Origin of the sequence: Lacticaseibacillus jixianensis (assembly GCF_003946485.1) — a bacterium.
GTDB lineage: Bacteria > Bacillota > Bacilli > Lactobacillales > Lactobacillaceae > Lacticaseibacillus > Lacticaseibacillus jixianensis.
Genome location: NZ_RHOJ01000011.1, coordinates 74,625 through 80,863, shown reverse-complemented (window position 1 = coordinate 80,863; position 6,239 = coordinate 74,625). Strand labels below are relative to the sequence as shown.

At 57.4% G+C, this 6,239-nt stretch carries 6 protein-coding genes; 5 read left to right on the top strand and 1 reads right to left on the bottom strand.

Annotated features, from left to right (window positions below; all coding sequences use genetic code 11):
- Window positions 1-110: 110 nt before the first annotated feature.
- On the bottom strand, window positions 111-749 hold the full coding sequence (locus EKM85_RS06165) for a MarR family winged helix-turn-helix transcriptional regulator (protein ID WP_164510692.1): 639 nt from the start codon (window positions 747-749) through the stop codon (window positions 111-113).
- Between the two features lie 242 nt (window positions 750-991).
- On the opposite strand from EKM85_RS06165, the gene EKM85_RS06160 reads away from it, so the two are divergent.
- The 5 genes from EKM85_RS06160 (at window position 992) to EKM85_RS06140 (ending at window position 6,212) form a co-directional block, all read left to right on the top strand.
- Window positions 992-2,914, top strand: coding sequence for a heavy metal translocating P-type ATPase (locus EKM85_RS06160; protein WP_125585401.1), 1,923 nt, complete (start codon window positions 992-994; stop codon window positions 2,912-2,914).
- Window positions 2,915-2,961: 47 nt separating this feature from the next.
- Window positions 2,962-3,195, top strand: coding sequence for a heavy-metal-associated domain-containing protein (locus EKM85_RS06155; RefSeq protein WP_125585400.1), 234 nt, complete (start codon window positions 2,962-2,964; stop codon window positions 3,193-3,195).
- A gap of 11 nt (window positions 3,196-3,206) precedes the next feature.
- Window positions 3,207-3,761 carry a ferritin-like domain-containing protein gene (locus EKM85_RS06150; RefSeq protein WP_125585399.1) on the top strand — a complete coding sequence of 185 codons (555 nt, stop codon included), beginning with the start codon at window positions 3,207-3,209 and terminating at the stop codon, window positions 3,759-3,761.
- A gap of 157 nt (window positions 3,762-3,918) precedes the next feature.
- A complete protein-coding gene (locus EKM85_RS06145; RefSeq protein ID WP_164510691.1) occupies window positions 3,919-4,509 on the top strand; it encodes a hypothetical protein in 591 nt (196 codons plus the stop codon).
- Between the two features lie 671 nt (window positions 4,510-5,180).
- Window positions 5,181-6,212, top strand: a complete 1,032-nt coding sequence (locus EKM85_RS06140) for a hypothetical protein (protein WP_164510690.1) — start codon at window positions 5,181-5,183, stop codon at window positions 6,210-6,212.
- The last annotated feature ends 27 nt before the right edge of the window (window positions 6,213-6,239 follow it).

Here is a 6,239-nt window from a genome sequence, read left to right as displayed (position 1 = left end):
CCCCGGTTGAGTATCGGGAACAAGTCATCGTGGCTTAATTCAAATTCTAATTCGTCTAACTTTTCTATTGCACTTCATGTTGCGAGTGGCGCCCTTTTGTCATTATGTGATTAGTCGGCTACTTCATCGTTGCGGTGGGGATCAGGGCGACCGCCTTGCGGGCCGTGCCGCCACCCACCAAAATCAGGCCGCCCGCCAAAGCCGCGGTCTGGGCCGCCATGCCAGCGGGGGCCGCGGGGGCCATGGTGGCGGGGCCCAAACTGGCCGAGCTTGGCAAAGTAAGCGTCGGCCATCTCATCCTGATCGCCGGCTTCAAGGCTGGTGACCAGTTTGAGCAGCAGGCCGGTCAGCTGGGCCTGCTCATCAGGGGTTAAACCGGCAAACATCTTGTCGGCGAGCTGATCCTTCTCGTCGCGGGCGCCTTCGATGAAGCTGCGCCCGGCGGCCGTCAGCGTCAGGAGCTGAACGCGGCCGTCCTCATCTGAGGGCGTGCGCGCGATCAGGCCGCTTTCCACTAGCTTGGCGACCATGGCACTGGCCGAACTTGGCCGGATGTCGAGGGCCTCGACGATGTCGGAATTGGTCATCTGCCCCTTTTCGGCGAACAGGCGCAGCACGCGGAGCTGACCGCGCGGGGCCTCGCCCTCGTGGCGGCTGGTCCGCAGGGTCCACACGGCGCTTTGGACGAAGCCGCGCTGGTTAAGCAGGCGGCCGAAGAGGCGAAGTAGTTGTTGAGTATCTTGAGTCATTGCGATTACCTCCATGCCTTGTTTATTTAGCTAGTCATACAATTCGACTAACTAACGTGCGTAGTGTAGTCCCCTATTTTGTTTTTGTCAAACTATCCTAACTAAATAACCCTTAAAAAACTTTTTGGCTTTTTTCGCCCAACTTGATGACGGTCAAGTCGCGTTTTGGCGGCCGGGCTTAAGCTGTATTTGTCAATCAGGCAAGACCCGCACAACGGGTGCCTTCAAGGAGAGTGGATAAGATGAAATTTCAAATGTGGATCGAAAAGCACACCACGCAGCTCACCGCCGCTTCGGCGATCCTGATCGTGCTTGGGTACGCCAGTCGGTACTTACTTAACCTGCCGCTGGTCTACGCGATCAGCCTGGCGGTCGCATCGGTCGTCGCCGGGGTGCCGATCTTCCTGCACGCCTACCAGGCGCTGCGGGTGAAGGTCATCAGCATTGAGCTGCTGGTGACCATCGCGGTCATCGGGGCGTTCATCATCGGGGAGTATAACGAAAGTGCCATCGTCACCTTCCTCTTCCTGTTTGGGAACTTCCTGGAACAAAAGACGCTGGCCAAGACCCGCCAGTCGATCAAGAGCCTGACCGAAATGGCGCCGACCAGCGCGCAGCTAGTGCACGATGACGGCACGACCGAAGAAGTCGACGTCGACGACCTGGACGAAGGGGACGTCGTGCTGGTGAAAACTGGCGGATCGATCCCCGTCGATGGGCAGATCGTTGAGGGCCAAGGTTACGCCGACGAGGCCGCCGTCACCGGTGAGTCGCGGGCGGTCACCAAGAATACCGGCGATGCCGTCTTTTCCGGCACGCTGCTGAGCGATGGTTACGTGAAGATCAAGGCCACCAAGGTTGGCGACGACACCACGTTTGCCAAGATCATCGAGCTGGTTGAGGACGCGCAGGACACCAAGTCCCACGCCGAGAAGTTCATCGATCGCTTTGCCAAGTACTACACTCCCGCGGTGCTGGTCATCGCCCTGGTGGTCGGCCTGGTTTCCCGCGACTTCAAGCTGGCGATCACGGTGCTGGTGCTGGGGTGCCCTGGGGCCTTGGTCATCGGCGCGCCGGTTTCCAACGTGGCCGGGATCGGCAACGGCGCCAAGCGCGGCATCCTCGTCAAGGGTGGCTCCGCGATGGATACCTTCTCTAAAGTCGACACCTTCGTTTTTGATAAAACGGGCACGCTGACGACCGGCAAAACCGCGCTGGCCGACAGCAAAGTTTATAGCGCCGACGCCAGCCAGGCGCTGCAGCTGACCGCCGCCGTTGAAGCCCTGTCCGATCACCCACTGGGCCGCGCGCTGACGCAGGCCGCTGATGACGCGCATCTGGATTACAAGTCTCTGCCGATCGATAACAGCAGCACCATCAAAGGTCAGGGCATCACGGCCACCGTTGCTGGCCACACCGTCTGCGCCGGCAACCGCAAGCTGCTTGAGGCCCACGACGTTCGGCTCACGGCCGCGCAGCAGCAGACGCTCAGCCAGTTCCAGGCGACTGGCAGCTCGATCGTGATCGTTGCGGTCGACAAGCAGGTCGCCGCCATCTACGCCATTGCCGACACGATTCGTGAAGGCCTGAAGGATGAGCTGGCAGAGCTGCGCAAAGCCGGCGCCAAGCACCTGGTCATGCTGACCGGGGACAACGCGCAGACGGCCAATTACGTCGCCAACCAGCTGGGCATTGACGAAGTGCACGCCGATTTGTTGCCGCAGGATAAGGTCACTTACGTCAAGCGGTTCGAAGACGAGGGCCGCAAAGTCGCCTTTGTCGGGGACGGCATCAATGACAGTCCGTCCCTGGCCACTGCCGACATCGGCATTGCGATGGGCTCGGGCACCGACGTGGCGATCGAGACGTCTGACATCGTGCTGATGCAGTCCAGCTTTGCCGCCTTGGACCACGCCTATAAGCTGGCCAAGAAGACGGTGCTGAACACTCGCGAGAACATCTTCATTTCCATCGCCGTGGTGGCCTTCCTGCTGCTGGGCCTGGTCGCTGGCTTCATCTACATGGCCAGCGGAATGTTCGTTCACGAAGCGTCGATCCTGGTCGTGATCTTCAACGCGATGCGCCTGATCAACTACGGCAAAAACGCCGACCAAAAACCTTCAGAAAATGTCGCGAACTTGACCGCGGTCAATTCCGCCAAGTAGGAATCTTGGTACAGTGGACTTGTAAAAAGCGAAAGGGAGTCTTTCAAATGAGTAAAAAAATTACGATGCAACTGGATCAGCTGACCTGCCCGTCTTGCTTGACCAAGATCGAAGGGGCCGTCAAGCAGCAGCCCGGCGTTGCCAACGTGAAGGTCTTGTTCAACGCTGGCAAGGTCAAGGCAGATTTTGACGACAGCCAGATCTCTGCCGAACAGCTCTCGGACGTGGTCACCAAGCTGGGCTACGAAGTGAAAAAAGTGCGTGTGAAGGATAACGAGTAGGGGGAAAAACCATGACAACAATCGATGAACAGTACGCAGCAGAAGTTAAACAGGCAGATTTGGATCACCACAAGCCGACCGCCGGCGCAATGACCGGCCACATCGTCGCCAACCTGTTCGTGATGAACGTGAAGCTCCACCAGGTCGCCTGGTACGTGAAGGGTGAGCAAAGCCTGGCCGTCGCCGCCTTTTACCAGCAGCTGATCGCGCAAAACCGCCAGCAGATCGACGCCCTCGGCGAGCTGCTGCTGGATGAAAACCAGATCGTCCCGAGCACCACCGCTGAGTTCAGCCAGTACACCGGCCTTCAAGAAGACGGCCGCGTAAAGTATGAGACTGCCGCGAACATGGTGGCCCAAACCGCTAAGGACTTCACCACCGCGGACATGTACATCGATCGCGCCATCAAGCTGGCCGAGCGCGAGGAGCGCCCAGCCATGGCGGCTTATCTCACGAAGCTGCGCGGTGAGAACAACCAGGCCGTCCGCAAGCTCCAGAGCTTCCTGGGTAAAACCGCCTGGGAAGACCTCGTCGAAGTCGACGATGACGAGGACGACGAGGATTGATCAGCGCTAGGGCCGCCCGACTGCACGACCCGTGCCGCCTCTAAAAAACTGCCTCACGCCGATTGACTTGCGACGCGAAGCAGTTTTTTCTTGTATTATTTTCGCCAGGTGTTAAGCTGGTCCTCATGACAGTTGTAATTACACCTAAAAGAAGGGCATGATCATTTTGGATGACATCATTGCAATTGAACAAGTCGTGGCCGCAGAACGCCAGTACCGGGTACGAGGCGCCAATGACGCGCTGACCAGCGTCTACTGGCCGGACGCCACGGTGCACACCAGCTGGCAAAGCGGGCCGATCAGCTCGTTTATCGGCAAGGGGACGGCCGAAATGAAAAGCACGATCATCACCCGCGTCTCGACGCCGGTGGTGCACCAACTGAGTGCGACCCGCGCCTACGTCGAGATGCCGAACCTCTCCGATTACTGGGAGCAGCTGCACGGCGTTGAGGTCGTCCTTGAAGAGTTCATGCGCCTGATCTACCGCGTTGAAAAACGCAACGGCGAGTGGCGAATCGCCGACATGCTGTCGATCTACGAGGCCGACAAGCTGACCCCCGCGATCCCCGGGACGGACCTGAAGATCGATCCGGCCGATGTCAAAGACTTACGCTTGCCGTACCGCTGGATGGCGTACACGCGCACCCAGGCTGGCGGCCAGATCAGCCAGGACTTGCTGGGGGTCGACCAAAAGGACCAGGTTGCCAAGGTTTACGCGGACGCGGAAGCTTGGGCGAAACAAGGTTAACGAAAAGCACATCACTCTCATGATAATGAAGGTGAGTGTTTTTTGGTGAAATGGCTTAACCACGCTCTTTGAAACGCGAAAAAACGCGATTTCACGTTTGGTGGTTAGCTTCCTAATCAGGATAAAAGCCAATTTGTCGGTTCTCAACGGACAAAATAAAGCGCTTTATTACTCGGGGTGGTCAGTACTCAAATCATCGCCGTTTGACGCGAGGACCTGCTGGTACCAGGCAAAGGACTTCTCCCTCGCGCGGGCGAGGAGGGCTAAAAGCGGAATGAACCAATCCGGTAATGTCCACGTAGACGCAACCAAGTGGGCTTGCAGGGATGATGGGAAACGTCAGCTTTGGTAAAATGGCTTAACCACGGTTTCAATTGAACGAAAAAACGCGTTTTTGGGGCGGCTAGCCTACCATTTCTAGCCATTTGGAGTGCCGATGTCATGATAAAAATCAGTCCACCAGCCTACTTTCTGGGCTGGCTTAGCGACTTACCATATTCGCAATTGTGGTAATTGTTTTTCCGGAGCCGCGTACCTAGACTATAGGTGGTCGAAATCATTAGAAAGCGTAGCCGTTTAGGAAAGGAGTTATTTTATCGGCGCAAGGGACTTTTAACTATCATGGCTAATGATTGATGATGCGGAATGGTCTAATCGGAAGAGGTGCGATGATGGATAAGTTTAAAGTGATCGTTTGGGGGTTAGGCAATGTTGGCCGGGCCGCGATTCGCATGATTCAAAGCAAGGAAAGCCTGGAATTGGTCGCGGCAGTTGATTCTGATCCGGCAAAGATCGGGAAAGATGCTGGGGAAGTGTTTGGCTTTTCCAAGACCGGCGTGGTTGTCACCGATGACATCAACGCCGCGGTCAAGCTGGCCGCCGACGTCGTGCTGGCGTACATTCCGCTGCGGCGCGGTAAAGGCAATGTGTACGATCCCAGCATCGATGACATGATGATCCCGCTGGCCGCCGGTAAAAACGTGATCACCACGATCCCGCTGTATTACATGCAGATCCTGGATCCGCACAACTACGAGCGGCTTGACCAATGCGCGAAAGCCCACGGCGTCTCGTTTTTGCCCACCGGGCTGTTGCCAGGCGCTTATGCCTCGTACCTGCCGACCGTACTCGCCGGGCTCATGGGCCGCGTTGATCACCTCTTGGTGCAAAGTGGTGAGGATGATCAGGAGAACACCGCGGCGTGGGTCAAGGTCTTCAACTATGGCGGCGACCCGGCAACGTTCCCGTCTGCCATGCTGAAGGATATTATCACGCGGTATTACGTCGGTGCGGTGTATGAAATTGGCGACCGGCTGGGGCTCAAGTTTGACCGCGTTGAAAGCACGCATGAGCTGTTTACCGCCCCGACAGACCTTAAGTTTGTCGGCGGCGTCGCCAAGCAGGGGACGATCAGCGGCCACCGCTTTGAAATGAGCGGCATTATCAACGGGCAAAAGATCATTACCCTGCGGTACGTGCACAAGATCTGCGACGACAAGAACCCCAACCCAGACATCACCAACCTGATCCGGATCGACGGCTTGCCAAGCACGTTGGAAACGCGCATCGATGGCCTGATGCCACTGGATGAGTCCTTTGTGACCAGCACGGCGCCGTCAGTCAACGCGGTGCCACAGGTGGTCAGCGCCGCCCCTGGCGTGGTCTACGCGCTCGACTTGCCAACGATTGTGCCGGTTCAGTAATCGCTTGGCCATGAAAGGTGAGTAAGA

Excerpts from the sequence above, each read along its gene's own strand:
- EKM85_RS06165 (WP_164510692.1), bottom strand. The coding sequence starts at position 749 with ATGACTCAAGATACTCAACAACTACTTCGCCTCTTCGGCCGCCTGCTT.
- EKM85_RS06160 (WP_125585401.1), top strand. The coding sequence starts at position 992 with ATGAAATTTCAAATGTGGATCGAAAAGCACACCACGCAGCTCACCGCC.
- EKM85_RS06155 (WP_125585400.1), top strand. The coding sequence starts at position 2,962 with ATGAGTAAAAAAATTACGATGCAACTGGATCAGCTGACCTGCCCGTCT.
- EKM85_RS06150 (WP_125585399.1), top strand. The coding sequence starts at position 3,207 with ATGACAACAATCGATGAACAGTACGCAGCAGAAGTTAAACAGGCAGAT.
- EKM85_RS06145 (WP_164510691.1), top strand. The coding sequence starts at position 3,919 with ATGATCATTTTGGATGACATCATTGCAATTGAACAAGTCGTGGCCGCA.
- EKM85_RS06140 (WP_164510690.1), top strand. The coding sequence starts at position 5,181 with ATGGATAAGTTTAAAGTGATCGTTTGGGGGTTAGGCAATGTTGGCCGG.